Here is a 14,941-nt window from a genome sequence, read left to right on the forward strand (position 1 = left end):
ACACTCCTCATGAGATACCGAGTTCACTTTCGATGAACGTGAAGATTTCGTCGTCGCTCGCGGACGCGATGGCCGCGAGCACGGGTTCGTCCATGGCCGGCACGGAGACCGGGGGCGTCACCGCCGCGGCCGTGGCGGGGGCGGACGGCGGGTCCTGGGGGGTGAGCCGCGTCAGGATCCGTTCGGTGACCGCCGCCGGGCTGGGGCAGTCGAAAAGCAGGGTGGTCGGCAACCGCAGCCCGGTCGCCGCGTTGAGCCGGTTGCGCAGCTCGACCGAGGTGAGGGAGTCGAAGCCGAGTGAGGAGAAGGCCCGTTCGGGTTCGACGGTCTCGGGCGAGCCGTGGCCGAGGACCACGGCAGCGCTGCGCCGGACCAGGTCCAGCACGGTGTGCCGGCGCTCGTCGGCGTCCAGTCCCGCCAGCCGCTCGGCCAGGCCCGGCCCCCCGGCCGGGGACCGTTCGGGCGCCGCCTGGGCCGCCTCGGTGCGGCGGACCGCGGCGACGCGGACCAGGCCGCGCAGCATCGGGGGCGGGATGGTGCCGTCGGCCGCGGCGCGGGCGCGCAGGGCCGAGGTCTCCAGGGCCACGGGTACGAGCAGCGGGTTGCCGGCCTCCGCCCATGCGGTGTCCAGCATCCGCAGGCCGTCCGCCGAGGCCAGTGGGGCGATGCCCGCGCGCGCCATCCGGGCCAGGTCGGCCGCGCTCAGCCGCCCCGTCATCCCGCTGGCCTCCTCCCACAGGCCCCAGGCGAGGGAGACGGCGGGCAGGCCCTGGGCCCGGCGCAGGTGCGCGAGGGAGTCCAGGAAGGCGTTGGCGGCGGCGTAGTTGGCCTGGCCGCCGAGACCGAGGACACCCGCCACAGAGGAAAAGAGGACGAAGGCGGTCAGGTCGAGGTCGCGGGTCAGCTCGTGCAGGTTCCAGGCAGCGTCGGCCTTGGGCAGCATCACCCGGTCCACCCGGTCCGGGGTGAGGGCCGTGACGGTGGCGTCGTCGAGCAGCCCGGCGGCGTGCACGACGGCGGTCAGCGGGTGCGCGGGGTCCACCGCGGCGAGCGTCGCCGCCAACTGCGTACGGTCGGCGGCGTCGCAGGACACCACCTCGGCCCGGGCCCCGAGGTCCGCCAGTTCGGCCACCAGTCGGGCCGCGCCCGGAGCCGCCGGTCCCCGGCGGCTGGTGAGCAGGAGGCGCCGTACGCCGTACTCGGTGACGAGGTGACGGGCCACCAGCGCGCCCAGGGTTCCGGTGCCGCCCGTGACCAGCACGGTCGCGTCCGACTCCAGCGGCCGGGCGACGGGGGAGCCGCCCGGCTCCGGGCGGACCAGGCGGGGTGCGTATCCCCGGCCGTCGCGGAGCGCGAGCTGGTACTCGCCTCGGGCGAAGGCGGCGGCGGCGAGCGCGGCCAGGTCGACGGTGCCGGTGTCGCTCCCGGTGCCGGTGCCGGTGCCGGTGTCGGTGTCGAGCAGCAGGCATCGGTCCGGGAACTCGGTCTGGACCGAGCGGATCAGACCCCAGGCCGCCGAGGCGGCGAGGTCCTTGATGCCGGCCTGCGGGTCGGTGGCCACCGCTCCCCGGGTCACCACGACCAGGCGGCTCCCGACCAGCCGGTCCTCGGCAAGCCACTGCTGCACGGTGGCGAGCAGGTCGCGGGTCAGCTGCCGGGCGGCGCCGCCGGGGTCGGCCCCGTCCGCGGTCCCGTCCGCGGTGACGGGTACGAAGATCAGGTCGGGGGCGGGGGCGCCGGCGTTCACGGCCCGGAGCAGGGCGGCGATCCCGTCGTACCCGGCGGCCCGGCCGAGGCCCGGCAGCCCGGCGCAGGCGCCGAGCACCACGTGGGTGCCCGCCTGGGCGGAGCGCAGGTCGAGCGGGGCGGGAGCCCACTCGACCGTGAACAGCGGGTCGGCGCGGAGGGCCACGGCCGCCAACCGCTCCGGTTCCACCGGCCGCATCACCAGGGAGTCGATGCCGACCACAGGCTGTCCGGCCATGTCGGTGGCAAGGACCGTGACAGCGTCGGTGTCCGCGCCGTCTCCCGCGGGGGTGAGCCGCACACGCAGCGCGGTGGCCCCGTGGGCGTGCAGCCGTACGCCGCTCCAGGCGAACGGAAGCAACGGCTTGCCGGTGGCCGTGGCGTCCGCGGGACCGGCGCGACCGAGCAGGCCCAAGGCGTGCAGCGCGGCGTCCAGGGCTGCCGGATGGACCCCGAACCCGGCACTGGAGGAGTCCGGTTCGGCGAGGACCACCTCGGCGAACACCTCCTCACCGCGCCGCCAGGCCGCGCGCAACCCCTGGAAGGCCGGTCCGTACTCGTAACCCTGCGCCGTCAGTTCGCCGTAGCGGCCGGCAATGTCGACCGGTTCGGCCCCGACGGGTGGCCACGCGGACTCGGCCGCCGGAACGGGGCCGGCGTCCGCCGCGAGCCACCCCTGCGCGTGCCGGGTCCACAGACGGTCGGCGGGGTCCGCGGCGCCGCCCTCCCCCGCCTCGGGGCGGGAGTGGACGGCGACCGGTCGGCGGCCGGACGCGTCGGCGTCACCGATGACGACCTGAATCTGTACGGCGCCCTCCTCGCCCAGTACCAGCGGCGCCTGGAGCACCAGCTCGTCCAAGGCGGCGTGGTCCACCGCGGCGCCGGCGTGCAGCACCAGGTCGACGAAGGCCGTGCCGGGCAGCAGAACCGTGCCGAGGACCGCGTGGTCGCGCAGCCAGCCGTGCTCGCGCAGCGCCAGGGAGCCGGTGAGGACCACCGGGCCGCCGTCGGGGAGGTCGAGACGGGCTCCGAGGAAGGGGTGTCCGCCAACGCCGTCCAGGCCGAGGCCGGCGGGCGTGGCGGCGGGGCTCGGCCGGTCCAGCCAGAACCGCGCGCGCTGGAAGGCGTAGGTGGGCAGTTCGGTGGCGGGGCCGGCCGGACTGCCGTGCAACGGGGACCAGTCGACGGCGAGCCCGCGGACCCACGCCTCGGCCGCGGAGGCGGCGAAGCGGTCAAGTCCGCCGTCGTCGCGGCGCAGCGACCCGACCACGAGGCGGGGTTCGAGGCCGGTGGCCTCCTCCACCGTCTCCTGGATGCCGGTGGAGAGCACGGGGTGGGCGCTGACCTCGACGAACGTGTCGTGACCCTCCCGCGCCAGCAGGGCGACGGTCTCCTGGAAGCGGACGGCGCCGCGCAGGTTGCGGTACCAGTAGCCGGCGTCCAGCCGCTCGTCGGTGATCCGGCGGGCCAGCAGCGCCGAGTAGAAGGGGATGCGCGGCGGTCGCGGCGACACCGGCGCCAGGGCGCGGAGCACGCCGTCCTCGATGGCTTCGACGTACTGCGAGTGCGAGGCGTAGTCGACGGGGATCAGGCGGGCCCTGCCGCCGTCGGCGGTGCATGCCTCCACGAACTCGGCGAGCGCGGCCGGTTCGCCCGCCAGGACGGTCGAGGTGGGGCTGTTGAAGGCGGCGACGCCCAGTCGTCCGCCCCAGGCGGCGATCCGCTCGCGCACTTCGGCTGCGGGCAGGGCCACCGAGGCCATTCCGCCGCGGCCGGCGAGGCGCCCGGCGATCTCTCGGCTGCGCAGGGCCACCACCCGGGCGGCGTCGTCGAGAGTGAGCGCACCGGCCACGTACGCGGCGGCGATCTCGCCCTGCGAGTGGCCCACCACGGCGGCCGGCTCGACGCCCCAGGAGCGCCACAGTCCGGCGAGCGACACCATCACGGCGAAGGAGACGGGCTGGACGACGTCCACCCGGTCCAGGGAGGGCGCGCCCTCGGCGCCGAGCAGCACCTCGGTCAGCGACCAGTCGGTGTACGGGGCGAGCGCCGCCTCGCAGGCTTCGATTGCCCGGCGGAACTCGGTTGACTGGCGGAGCAGTTCACGGCCCATGCCGGCCCACTGGGCGCCCTGGCCGGGGAAGACGAAGACGGGGCCGTCCGCGGCCGGGCCGGTGACGGCGCCCCGGACCAGGGTGCCCGACTCGCCGTCCCCGGCGAGTGCGGCCAGGCCGGATTCCAGTTCCGCCAGGCCCGCTGCGACGACCACGGCGCGGTGCTCGAAGGCGGTCCGGGTTTCGGCGAGCGCGTGGCCGAGCGCGGCGGGGTCGGCGACCGGGGCCTCGGCGAGTCGTTGTGCCAGCCGAGCTGCCTGGGCGCGCAGTGCCTCCTGGGTACGGGCGGAGAGCACCAGCGCGGCCGGAACACCGTCGGGGCGCGGCTGCGCGGGTGCACAAGCCTGCTCGGCGGGCGCGACGCGGTCGGCGGGAGCCTGTTCCAGGATCACGTGGGCGTTGGTCCCGCTGATGCCGAACGAGGAGACGGCGGCCCGGCGCGGGCGGCCCGTCCGGGGCCAGTCGGCGGCTTCCGTCAGGAGTTCCACCGCGCCGGCGGACCAGTCGACGTGCGGGCTGGGCTCGTCGAGGTGCAGGGTGCGCGGGGCGACGCCCTCGCGCATGGCCATCACCATCTTGATGACACCCCCTACGCCTGCGGCGGCCTGGGTGTGCCCGATGTTCGACTTCAACGAGCCGAGCAGCAGGGGCCGTCGCGTCGACCGTCCCTGGCCGTAGGTGGCGAGCAGGGCGCGGGCCTCGATCGGGTCGCCGAGCCGGGTGCCGGTGCCGTGCGCCTCGACCACGTCGACGTCCGCCGTGGTGAGTCCCGCCTGCGCCAGGGCCTGCCGGATCACCCGTTCCTGCGCGAGGCCGTTAGGGGCGGAGAGGCCGTTGCTGGCGCCGTCCTGGTTGGTCGCGGAGCCGCGGACGACCGCCAGGACACGGTGGCCGTTGCGTAGGGCGTCGGAGAGCCGTTCCAGGACGACCAGGCCGGCGCCCTCTCCCCAGCTGGTGCCGTCGGCCGCTGCCGAGAACGCCTTGCTGCGGCTGTCGGGGGCGAGTCCGCGCTGCTGCCCGAACTCGACGAAGATGCCCGGGGTGGACATCACGCACACACCGCCGGCCAGCGCGAGGGAGGTCTCGCCGGTGCGAAGGGACTGGCAGGCGGTGTGCAGGGCGACCAGGGACGAGGAGCAGGCGGTGTCGATCGTGAGGGCGGGCCCCTCCAGGCCCAGCGTGTAGGCGATCCGGCCGGATGCGACGCTGGTGGTGCTGCCGGTCAGCAGGTACCCCTCGGAACCCTGCGCGGGCTCGTGCAGGCGGGGGCCGTAGTCCTGCGCCATGGCGCCGACGAACACACCCGTGTCGCTGCCGCGAAGGCGGTGCGGGTCGATGCCGGCCCGTTCGAGTGCCTCCCAGGCGGTCTCCAGCAGCAGTCGCTGCTGGGGATCCATGGCGACGGCCTCGCGCGGCGAGATGCCGAAGAAGCCCGGGTCGAACTCGGCGGCGCCGTGGAGGAATCCGCCTTCGCGGACATACGACCGGCCTGGTGTACCGGGCTCGGGGTCGTACAGCGTCTCCAGGTCCCAGCCGCGGTCGGTGGGGAAGGCGCCGATGGCGTCGGCTCCTTCGGCGACCAGCTGCCACAGATCCTCGGGGGACTCGACGCCGCCGGGGAAGCGGCAGCCCATGCCGACGATGACGACGGGGTCTTCCTCGGCGGCGACCGCGGTCGGGCCGCCGGCGTGGGGCGCGGGCAGCTCGGCGGCGGGGCCGTCGGAGCTCTGCTCGACATCGCCGAACCGCTCCAGCAGGTGGTCCGCGAGCGCCTGCGGGGTGGGCCGCTCGTAGGCCAGCGTGGTGGAGAGCTTGAGAGCGGTCAGCGCCTGGAGCTTGTTGCGGAGCTCGACGGCGGTGAGGGAGCCCAGGCCTTGGTTCTTGAAGGTGACGGCGGGATCGACCCGGGCGGCCCCGTCCAGGCCGAGCACGGCGGCGGCGGTGGAGCGGACGAGGTGCAGGACGCGGCGCGCCCGTTCCGCGGGCCGGAGGGCGGCGAGCTCGCGGCGCAGCCCGTTCTCCCGCGAGTCCCCCGCTTCGTGCGCGTTCCCCGGGTCGTCGCGGTCGCGGTCCGTTGACCGGAGTAGGGGCGCGGGCGGCGCGGCGGCGTCCAGTTCGGGGAGCCAGTGCCGCACGCGCTGGAAGGCATACGTGGGCAGGTCGACGGGCCGGGCGCCCGGGAACGCGGCGGTGAAGTCGACGGGGAGGCCCCGGGTCCACGCCTCGGCGAGGGAGACGAGGAAGCGGGTGGGGCCGCCGTCCTCACGGCGCAGGGAGCCCACGGCGGCGACCGGGACGCCGGCCCGCTCGGCGGTGTCCTCGACGGCCGGGGTCAGCAGGGGGTGGGCGCTCGTCTCGACGAAGGCGGTGTGGCCGTCGGCGAGCAGCGCCTCGACGGCGTCCTGGAATCGGACGGTGCCGCGCAGGTTGCGGTACCAGTAGCCGGCGTCCAGCGGCTCGTCGGTGATCCGGCGGGCCAGCAGCGTCGAGTAGAACGGGATCCGCGGTACCCCGGGCGCGAGTGGGGCGAGGGCGGCCGACACCTCCTCCTCGATCTCCTCGACGTAGGCGGAGTGCGAGGCGTAGTCGACCGCGATGCGGCGGACGCGGATCTCCTCGCGCTCCAGCTCGGCGGCGAGGGTGTCGAGGACAGCCGGGTCGCCGCACACGACGGTGGCGGCGGGGCCGTTGACGACTGCGATCTCCACGCCCGCGTAAGGGCCGTGCAGGCGCTCCGCCACCTGGGCGGCGGGCAGGGCGACGGAGGCCATGCCGCCGCGGCCGGCGAGCCGGCGGGCGATCACGGCGCTGCGCAGGGCCACGACCCGGGCGGCGTCGTCGAGGGACAGGGCACCCGCCACGTACGCGGCGGCGATCTCGCCCTGCGAGTGGCCCACCACGGCGGCCGGCTCGACGCCCCAGGAGCGCCACAGCGCGGCCAGGGCGACCATGACGGCGAACAGGGCGGGCTGGACCACGTCGACCCGGTCGAGACTCGGCGCCCCACCCTCGCCGCGCAGCACCTCGGTCAGCGACCAGTCGGTGTAGGGGGCGAGCGCCGCCTCGCAGGCCTGGATCTCCCGGCGGAACACCTCGGAGGTGTCCAGCAGTTCGCGTCCCATGCCCGCCCACTGGGCGCCCTGCCCGGGAAAGACGAAGACGGTTCCGCTCCCGGCGCCTGTGGCGGTGCCCCGGACCACGGAGGCCGACTCCTCGCCCCCGCCGAGCGCGGCCAGTCCGGCCGTGAGGCCGGCCGGGTCGGCGCCGAGCACGACGGCGCGGTGGGTGAAGGCGGTACGGGTCGCGGCCAGCGAGTGGCCGACGTCTGCCTCGTCGAGCGGGCGCCGGTCGCGGGTGAAGTCGAGCAGCCGTACGGCCTGGGCGCGCAGCGCCTGCTCCGAACGGCCCGACACGGGCCAGGGCGTGACGGCCCCGGCGAACGGTGCGCGCGTCGGCGCCTCGGCCGGGGCGGGGAGGGCCGGGGCCTCGGCCACGACCAGGTGGCAGTTGGTCCCGCCCATGCCGAAGGAGGAGACGCCCGCGAGCCGCGGTCGGTCCGCCGCGACGGCGGGCCAGTCCGTGAGCGCGGTCGTCACCCGCAGGCCCAGGCGGTCGAGGGGGATCTCCGGGTGGGGGTTCTCGTGGTGGAGGGTCGCCGGGATGCGCCGGTGCGTCAGGCACAGGGCCGTCTTGATCAGGCCGACGATGCCCGCAGCGCCCTCCAGATGGCCGACGTTGGTCTTGGCGGAGCCGACCGCGAGCGGAGCCGTCCCGCCGGCGGCGCCCGTGTCGGCGCTTCGGACGGCGCCCAGCGCGGCGGCCTCGACCGGGTCGCCGACGGGCGTGCCGGTGCCGTGCAGCTCGACGTAGCCGAGCTCGCGCGCCGCGACACCCGCCCGCCGCAGCGCGGCCCGCAGTACCTCCTCCTGCGCGGCCTGGTCCGGTGCGGTCAGACCGGCTCCGCCGCCGTCGTTGTTGACCGCGCCGCCCCGGATCACACAGTGGATCCGGTCGCCGTCGGCCAGCGCGTCGGCCAGCCGCTTGAGGACGACGGTGGCGCCGCCCTCCCCGCGCACGTAGCCGTTGGCGCGTGCGTCGAAGGTGTGGCTGCGCCCGTCGGGGGAGAGCGCGCCCATGCACTCCATGCCCAGGGTGCTCTCGTCGGCGAGGATGAGGTTGACCCCCGCCGCGACGGCCACGTCACTCTCGGAACGTCGCAGGCTCTCGCAGGCCAGGTGGACCGCGACCAGCGAGGACGACTGGGCGCAGTCCACGGTCAGGCTCGGTCCACGCAGCCGCAGCAGGTAGGACAGCCGGTTGGCGATCAGTGCGCGGTGCAGGCCCGTGGCGGTCAGGCCGGAGATCGCGGCCGGTCCGGTACGGCGCACCAGCGTGGCGTAGTCGTCGTTGATCACGCCGACGAACACACCCGTTCGGGTGCCGCCGAGCCGGTCGGGGAGCATGCGCGCGTCCTCGAACCCCGCCCAGGCCAGTTCGAGCACCAAACGCTGCTGCGGGTCCATGGCCGCGGCCTCGCGCGGCGTGAGGCCGAAGAAGGCCGCGTCGAACCGGTCCTTGTCTTCGATGAACCCGGCCCACTGCCCGGTCCGCTCGTCCCGGGACACCGCGCAGGTGCCGCTGCTGAGCAGCTGCCAGAACGCCTCGGGCGTGTCCGCCCCCGCGACCCGGCAGGACATGCCGACGACGGCGATGGCCTCACCGTCGGCGGCGTGGTCGGGGGAGGCGGTCCCCTCGTCGGTCAGCATGTGAACTCGTGTCCCCTCGTGGTGGGCAGGGCGGGCCGGGCGTGACGGCGCGGCGGGAGTGCGGGTGGGGCCGTGTGCCCGCGGGACGCCGGCGGCCCGGCAGAGCGGGCCGCGGGCGCCGTGGGCGCCGCCGGGACGGCGGCGGGCGCGCTCAGCTGGAGAGCACGGCCTTGAGGGTGCTGCCGGCGGCGACGTCGGCGAGGGCGGCGCCGTGCTCGGCCAGCGGGTAGGAGGTGACCAGGCTCCGCAGGTCGAACCGGGCCGTCAGGGCGGGCAGCAGTTTCACGTACTCGGTCAGGTGGGCGCCGGTGAAGGCCCAGGAGCCCACGACGTCCAGTTGCCTAAAGACGATCTGGTGCGGGTTGAGCAGGGTGTCCCCCGCGTCCGTGTACTGCCCGATGATCAGGTACGAGCCGCCGCGGCGGGCCAGGGTGAGGCCCTGGGCCACGGCCGCGGGCACGCCCGCGCACTCGATGACCAGGTCGGCGCCGCGGCCGCCGGTTTCCTCGCGGACCTGCTCCAGGGCCGCTTCGGTGCCCGCGGGGCCGGTGATGTCGATGTGCACGTCGCCGATGCCGGCCTTGGCCGCGAGGTCGAGCCGGCCCTGCGGGCCGCCGACCACGACCACCTTGGCGGCCCCGGCGAGCTGGGCCAGGGCGGCGGCGGCCAGTCCGACGGGGCCGGCGCCCTGGACCACCACCACCTCTCCGACGCGGACCGGGCGACGCTCGTAGAGGGCGTGCACGACGGTGGGGCCGGCGCAGGCGAACGCCATGGCGGCGAGCGGGTCGACGGTGTCGTCGAGCCGGACCACGGTGGCGCCTTCGTGCAGCACGATGGCCTCGGCCCAGGCCCCGGCGAGCTCCGAACCCCCGTCCAGGGGGCGGTTGACGCCGTAGGTCCGCCGGTTCTCGCAGAGGGTGGGCTCGCGGTGCAGCCGGCAGGGCACGCAGGTGCCGCAGGCGATGGAGGAGGCCCACATGACGGTGTCGCCGACGCGCAGTTCGCGGCCGGCCGCGTCGCGGGCCGGGGTGCCCGGCCCGAACTGTTCGACGGTGCCGAGTCCTTCGTGGCCGAGGACGAGCGGGGTGGGGATGGGCAGGTGGCCCTGGGCCAGGTGCAGGTCGGTGCCGCAGACCCCGCCGTGGCGGCAGGCGACGACCATGCCGCCCGCGGGGGCCTCGGGCACCTCGAAGGTGCGCAGGGAGAGCGGCGCGCCGAACTCCTCCAGGACGACGGCGTGGGCGGTGCGGCTCATGCTCCGGCTCCCTGGAGGGCTTCGAGGAACGGGGCGTCCAGGACGCGCAGCGGCTCGGTGTCGCGGCAGACCACGTAGTCGGGGCGGGGCTGCCCGTCCGGGTAGCTCGGCAGGTTGGTGGTGTCGTTGTACGTCATGATCAGCAGGCGGCGGGGGAACGGCGACATGTTGGGCGCGGAGCCGTGCACGATCTCGGGCGAGAAGAGGACCACGGAGCCGGCCCGGCCCTTGGGGCTGACCATGCCGCGTTCGGCGACGAGTCCGGAGAGCTGGTGCTCGGTGAGGGCGATGTCGTCGGGGTCGAGGTGCTGCGTCGACTTGGCGGTGGCCTTGCGGCTGTCGTTGATCAGACCGGAGCGGTGCGAGCCGGGCAGGAAGATGACCGGCCCGTTGAACTCGTCGACGTCGTCCAGGAAGACGGCCGCGTTGACCTGGAGGGGGGCGGGCAGGTTGTCGGCGATCCGCCAGGCGACGTAGTCCTGGTGCCAGGACCACTTCTCGCCGCCGAACGCCGGCTTGGCGTTGATCTTGAACTGGTAGATGTAGACGTCGTCGGTGAGCAGTTGCCGCACCGGGGTGAGCAGGCGCGGGTCGCGGACGAGGCCGGCGTACTCCGCCTGGCGCTGGTGGGAGGCGTAGACGGCGCGCACCTCGTCGCGGCCCTCCTCGGCCACGCGCTGTGGGCCCGGGATCAGACAGTCGCGTGCGAAGGCCTCGCGCAGCCGGTCGATCTCCTGCGGATCGAAGGCGGATTCCAGCAGCAGGAATCCGTCCTGGTGATAGCGGGTGATCTGCTCTTGGGTCAGAAGCATGCTGGGTCTCTCCATCCAGACGTTTTCGTGGGGCAGGGGTCCGGCGCGCGCCTGCGGGCACGGCGGGTCATCCCATGAAATTCCCGCCGTCGACGACGAGTTGCTGTCCGGTGACATAGCTGCTCTTGGCGGTCACCAGGAATTCCAGCGCGTCGGCGATGTCCTGCGCCGTTCCGATACGCCGGGAGGGAATGGAGCGCAGGATCTCCGCGCGCCGGGCCGGTTCGTGAAGTCCGTACCGTTCCACGACTTCCGGGGTGTCGGTGAATCCGGGGATCAGGGCGTTGACCCTTACCCGGGGGGCGAATTCGAGGGCCAGGCATTTGGTCAGCTGCAGCAGTCCTGCCTTGGACGCGCAGTAGTTGGCGCCATTCGGCCGCGGCCGGATGGCCGTGGTGGCCCCTACGTTGACGATGCAGCCCGTGCCGGCTTCGAGCATCGCGGGGGCCAGCGCCCGGGTGAGGCGGAAGGGACCGGAGAGGTTGACCGCGAGCACCCGGTCCCAGTCCTCGTCCGTGAGGTCGAGGAACGGGCGGTCGCGGTTGATTCCCGCGTTGTTGACGAGGACGGCGGGCGCGCCGGAGGCCGCGAGGATCCGCCCGCACACCTCCGCGACCTGCTCCTGCCGCGTGACGTCCAGGCGGACCGGTTCGATCAGCCCCCCGCCCGCTGCCGCCGCCTTGTCCGCGGCCTCCTCGTCCCCCTGGTAGAGGGCGTGGACGTGGTGTCCGAGGGCGGCGAGGCGCAGACTCAGGGCGAGCCCGATGCCGCGGGTGCCGCCGCTCACCACCGCTGTGGGTCGGTCCATGGCGGTCAGGACCAGTACTGGAGGGTGCCGTCCGCGCCGACGCCCATGAAGAAGGAGAGGGCGACACGCCGGCCGGGGCCCTCGTTGCCGCGTACGGCGTGGTAGTTGCGGGGGTCGAAGATGACCGCGTCGCCAGGACCGGGACGGACCACGACGCTCGGCTCGCCCTGTGCCAGCTCCTCGGCGTATCCGTACCCGTCGCGGGCCCGCTCGTCGGTGGGGAGCCAGCGGCGGCGGAAGATCTGGGTGGCGCCGCCGCCCTCCGGCATGGAGAGGTACCAGTTGAAGCCGATCTGCGCGATGACCGGGTCGTCGAGGGCGCCGGGGAGCTCCCGGGCGATCTCGTCCCAGTGCATTTTCATCCCGCCGGTGGTCTCACGGATCATGCCGGCGTACATGGGCCGCCCGCCGCATGAGGCCGGGGCCATCGGGCCGCCCCAGGCGGCCCGGATCCGGTCCACGGCGAGGTCGAGCGGGTCGGCGCCGCCGAGGAGGGTGGCGCGGTGCAGGGCGGACTGCTCGGCGTCCTCCCAGTACGCGCCGCCGAGGCCGTGGGCGTCGTAATGGTCGTAGGCGGCGGGGCCGAGCTTGGGAATGCGCGGGAATACGATCTCCTCGTCGTACGAGCCCATCGGGACGTTGTCGAGTCCGCGCAGGACGGTGCCGCACTCCTCGGGGCTGCCGAAGCTCTTGATGTGGATCGCGCCGACGGTTCCGGCGGCCAGTCGGACGAGCTGGTCACGGGTGAGCTTTTCGGCGCTCTCCACGGTCTCCACGTCAAAGAGGACGTAGATGGGTGTCTGATTGCTGCTGACGTTCTCACGCGTCGAAGCGGTGGTTGCTGCCACGGTTTCTCCAGATGATCGCTCGAGGAAGAGCGGCATGTTCTTTGCGTTTCCCTCGAGTTCGACGGTACGAGGGGCCTGGCCTGAAGCTGCACCCCTATCGGCCCCTAAGCCTTCTGGGGGCGCCCCCGAGGCTCAGCCGGCGGCGAGCGCGTCGATGTGCGCGGTGACGGTGGCGAGCACGTCTCGCTGCTGCTCGGCGAGGTAGAAGTGCCCGCCGGGGAAGACCCGCAGGGCGAAGTCCCCCGCGGTGTGGTCGCGCCAGGCCGCACCCTGTTCGGCCGAAACACGCGGATCGCTGTCGCCGATGAGGGCGACCACGGGGCAGCCCACCCGGGCGTCCGGGGCCGGCCGGTAGGTCTCCACCGCGGCGAAGTCGGCCCGGATGGTGGGGACGACCAGCTGGAACAGCTCGGGGTCGTCCAGCATCCGCAGGTCGGTGCCGCCGAGCTTCTTCAGCTCGTCGAGCAGGGCACGGTCGGGCAGCCGGTGGATGCCGTCGTCCCGGCTGAGGGCGGGGGCGCGCCGACCCGACGCGAGGAACAGGTCCGGCGCGCGGACGGTGCCGGGGCCGGCGGCGGCGAGCCGTTCCAGCGCCCGGGCGGTCTCGAAGCCGACGACGGCTCCCATGCTGTGGCCGAAGAGGACCAACGGGCGGTCGGCGGGGACGGCGGCGGCCACCTCGGCCGCCGCCGCCTCGGCGAGTTCGGCGATGCTCGCGGCGCAGGCTTCGCGGTGCCGGTCCTGCCGGCCGGGGTACTGCACGGCGATGACCTCGTACCGGGTCGAGAGCGCCTGGGACCAGGGGAAGTAGAAGCTCGCCGATCCGCCCGCGTGCGGCAGGCACACGAGGGTGGCCTCGGCCCGGGCCGGGCTGTCGTGGTAGCGGCGCAGCCACGGCCCGGGGTGTTCCGCGGGCAGGGTGCGCCCGCCGCCGGCGGCGGCGGGCGCGCTCGCGACGGTCACGACGCGACGAGGTCGCCGCGCAGCAACCCCGAGCCGGCCGGGGTGTCCGCCGGGTCAGAGCCCGTGTGGCGCACGGTGTTGTGCTCGTCGACGAAGACGACGCGGGGCTCGATGCGCCGGGCCTCGGCGTCGGTGACGGTGGCGTACGCGATGATGATCACGAGGTCGCCGGGGCTGATCAGGCGGGCGGCGGCGCCGTTGATGCCGATGACCCCGGAGTCGCGCGGACCCTCGATGACGTAGGTGGAGAGCCGGTTGCCGTTGTTGATGTCGACGATGTCGACCTTCTCGCCCGGCAGCAGGTCGGCGGCCTCCATGAGTTCGGCGCTGATCGTGACTGATCCGACGTAGTGCAGGTCCGCCTGGGTGACCCGGGCCCGGTGGATCTTGGACTTGAACATGGTTCGGTACACGGTTGTCTCGTCTCCTTCTGTGGCGTGGGTGGGGGCGCGGGGGTGCGGGCCTCAGCCCGCGTCGGCCATCCGGCGGCGCAGGCCGAGCGGACGCAGGTCCGTCCAGTCGGCGGCGATCCGGGCCAGGCACTCCTCGCGGGTCCCGGTGAATCCGGTGGTGTCCCAGCCGGCTGGGGGCTCCTGGTCCGCGGGCCACACGGAGCGCTGCTCCTCGTGGTTGACCACGACGTCCCAGGCCGACGCGGCGGCGGGGGCGGTCATCGGGCACCGCCCGCGGTGGCGGGCTTGGTGCCGGAGAACATGAAGAACACCAGCATCATCGAGGCGTCCGGGCGGGCCAGGAACTCGTCCATGGCATCGGCGGTCACCTCGCAAGGGCGCTGGGCGGCGGGGTTGACGGCGACCATCGCCGCGGTCCGGGAGCGGATGTCGAGCTGCGGTGCCAGGACGTCCATGCCGACCTCCTCGCTGGAGATGGCGACGGCCTCGACCTTGATGTCGGTGAAGCCGGCCTCGCGCATCAACCGGCCCATCTCGCGGCCGATCAGGCGGTTGCCGCCGCGGCCGGCCTGGAGCTCGATGCGCAGCCGCACGACCTCGTCGAACTCGGGCAGTTCGGGCTGCGGGTGCAGCAGACCCCAGAGGGCGTCGTCGACGTCGATGACGGCGAGGCGGCCGCCCGGGCGCAGCGTGCGGTGGATCTCGGCGAGCGCGTCGGCGGTGTGCGGCACGTGCTGGAGGACCAGGCGGGCGTGCGCGAGGTCGTAGGCGTCGCTCGGCAGTCCGGACTCCAGGACGGAGCCCTGGACCAGGGTGAGCTGCTCGGGGCGGGCGGGGGCGAGGTGGCCGCGGGCGTGCTCGATCAGGTCCTCGTTCAGCTCCAGGCAGGTGACGGTCCCGTCGGGGACCTCCTCCAGCAGGCGCTCGGTGATGTATCCGGGGCCGGAGCCGATCTCCAGGACGTCGCTGTCGGTGGTGAGGCCGAACTCGCGCAGGATGCGGGCCTCCTTGCCCCAGGAGGCGGCGACCTGCTGGCGCAGGCGGTGGATCTCGTTCTCCGGCGCGTGGTGCTCGCCCGGCTTGTAGTAGGAGGACGGGCGGGACAGGTCCGCGCCCGGCGTCCGGGCGAGGTCGGCGGCGGCGGGCTGGGTCAGGGTCGTCATGGCGGTTCGGTGTCTCCGTCGCTGGTGGTGGTGTGTGGATGGGAGGGGTG

Annotated in this window: 9 protein-coding genes; all 9 read right to left on the bottom strand. The window is 74.4% G+C overall.

Annotation, left to right across the window (positions count from 1 at the left end; genetic code table 11):
* Positions 1 to 7 precede the first annotated feature (7 nt).
* The gene (locus E6R62_RS15515) at positions 8 to 8,626 is read right to left on the bottom strand and encodes a type I polyketide synthase (protein ID WP_136214014.1); all 8,619 of its coding nucleotides are present in this window, start codon (positions 8,624 to 8,626) and stop codon (positions 8 to 10) included.
* A 151-nt stretch (positions 8,627 to 8,777) separates the two neighbouring features.
* Positions 8,778 to 9,884 (bottom strand): zinc-binding dehydrogenase, encoded by a 1,107-nt coding sequence (locus tag E6R62_RS15520; RefSeq protein ID WP_136214015.1) that lies wholly within the window; start codon positions 9,882 to 9,884, stop codon positions 8,778 to 8,780.
* Positions 9,881 to 10,696, bottom strand: coding sequence for a phytanoyl-CoA dioxygenase family protein (locus E6R62_RS15525; protein WP_168714065.1), 816 nt, complete (start codon positions 10,694 to 10,696; stop codon positions 9,881 to 9,883). The genes E6R62_RS15520 and E6R62_RS15525 overlap by 4 nt, the downstream gene beginning before the upstream one ends.
* Before the next feature lie 67 nt (positions 10,697 to 10,763).
* Positions 10,764 to 11,504 carry an SDR family NAD(P)-dependent oxidoreductase gene (locus tag E6R62_RS15530; protein WP_136214017.1) on the bottom strand — a complete coding sequence of 247 codons (741 nt, stop codon included), beginning with the start codon at positions 11,502 to 11,504 and terminating at the stop codon, positions 10,764 to 10,766.
* Between the two features lie 5 nt (positions 11,505 to 11,509).
* Positions 11,510 to 12,352 (bottom strand): putative 2OG-Fe(II) oxygenase, encoded by an 843-nt coding sequence (locus E6R62_RS15535; protein ID WP_136214018.1) that lies wholly within the window; start codon positions 12,350 to 12,352, stop codon positions 11,510 to 11,512.
* A 132-nt stretch (positions 12,353 to 12,484) separates the two neighbouring features.
* The gene (locus tag E6R62_RS15540; RefSeq protein ID WP_276615588.1) at positions 12,485 to 13,315 is read right to left on the bottom strand and encodes a thioesterase II family protein; all 831 of its coding nucleotides are present in this window, start codon (positions 13,313 to 13,315) and stop codon (positions 12,485 to 12,487) included.
* Complete coding sequence (gene panD / locus E6R62_RS15545) at positions 13,312 to 13,728, bottom strand: aspartate 1-decarboxylase (protein ID WP_136214019.1); 417 nt, start codon at positions 13,726 to 13,728, stop codon at positions 13,312 to 13,314. Before panD ends, E6R62_RS15540 begins: the two co-directional genes overlap by 4 nt.
* Positions 13,729 to 13,779: 51 nt before the next feature.
* On the bottom strand, positions 13,780 to 13,989 hold the full coding sequence (locus E6R62_RS15550) for an MbtH family NRPS accessory protein (protein ID WP_136214020.1): 210 nt from the start codon (positions 13,987 to 13,989) through the stop codon (positions 13,780 to 13,782).
* Entirely contained in the window at positions 13,986 to 14,891 is a 906-nt protein-coding gene (locus E6R62_RS15555; RefSeq protein WP_168714066.1) for a class I SAM-dependent methyltransferase, read from the bottom strand. The genes E6R62_RS15550 and E6R62_RS15555 overlap by 4 nt, the downstream gene beginning before the upstream one ends.
* Positions 14,892 to 14,941 lie beyond the last annotated feature (50 nt).

It is taken from the genome of Streptomyces sp. A1136 (genome assembly GCF_004795055.1).
Lineage (GTDB): Bacteria > Actinomycetota > Actinomycetes > Streptomycetales > Streptomycetaceae > Streptomyces.